The organism is Micromonospora sp. SL1-18, assembly GCF_047921505.1.
Taxonomy (GTDB): Bacteria; Actinomycetota; Actinomycetes; order Mycobacteriales; family Micromonosporaceae; genus Micromonospora.
The window spans coordinates 1-1,090 of sequence record NZ_JBLROA010000181.1 but is presented as its reverse complement, the minus strand read 5'-3'; the positions used below and the strand labels follow the sequence as shown (position 1 = coordinate 1,090).

The following is a 1,090-nucleotide window of genomic DNA, read 5'->3' as shown; positions in this document are numbered from 1 at the left end:
CTTACGAGGTTGTGCACGATAGGGATCCGGGCGCGCTGACCTGAGCGGTTCGGCTGGTGATCTTGTTAGCGTTCGGCGCAGCGGTCGGAGACCAGGCCGGTGACGGCGAGCAGTGTGTCGTGGAAGTGTTCGCGACGTCCGATGTAGCGCTGCAGGGGCCGCCACTGCTTGGGTTCGGCGATGGCGTGTTCGACGCAGATCCGCTGGGATGACTGGGCTTTACGTTTGTCCTGGTAGACGGCTAGTTCTTCGGTGGGGGCGTCGTTGCGTGGTTTCTTGGGCGGGGCGGTGACCTGGTCGTCGAAGTCGCGGGCCAGTCCCTGGTAGCCGGAGTCGACCAACGCCTGGACCTGCGGGTACTGGCGTAGGAGGTCTTCGACGCCTTCGGTGCGTAGTGCGGTGGCGTCGTGTTGGCGGCCGGGGCGGATCGCTCCTGCCCATAGCAGCCGGCCGTTGCCGTCGCTGATCACCGTGGCCTTGATGGTGTTCTGCTTCTTCTTGCCGGATACGAACGCCCGGCGGCCGGGCTTGCCGGCCTTCGGCCGTCTCACCTGCACTTCGGTGCCGTCGATGCGTAGTTCGATGCCTTCGGCGGCGGCGTAGGCGAACACGTCGGCCAGGGTGCGCAGCCGTAGCTCGGGCTTGCCGGGCACGGCGAAGCCGCGTGCTGCCAGTAGCGGCCGGATCTCACCGACGGCGCGGGTGATGGTGGCCCGGTCGACCTGGTAGAGCAGGGCCAGGGCCGCGTGGGGAAGCTGGAAGCGCAGGACGACCAGGGTGGCGATGACCCGGTCGGTGAAGACCAGGTCACGGCGCGGGCCGGCGCCGGGGGCGCGTAACCGGTCACGGCCACGGCGTTGACGCAGCCGGGACTCCTGCTGTCCGTCCCATGGTCCGGCGAGTTCAGCGATCAGCTTGGCCAGCCGTCGACGTGGAATGCCGGTGAATATACGATGCGACAGGGCCGCACGGGCCACTGACTTAGACACTCAGCGATGTTCGTGCGGCCCTTCCGCGTGTCTGGCCGCGACGCGGCCACCGTCACAAGATCGTTATCGAACCCTCGGCGCTACCGTGCACCAACTCGTTA

1 protein-coding gene is annotated in these 1,090 nt (G+C 67.2%); it reads right to left on the bottom strand.

Translation table 11 applies throughout. From position 1 onward, the window contains the following. Positions 1-65: 65 nt before the first annotated feature. The gene (locus tag ACNAW0_RS30415; protein WP_416291486.1) at positions 66-989 is read right to left on the bottom strand and encodes a transposase family protein; all 924 of its coding nucleotides are present in this window, start codon (positions 987-989) and stop codon (positions 66-68) included. Positions 990-1,090: the final 101 nt, after the last annotated feature.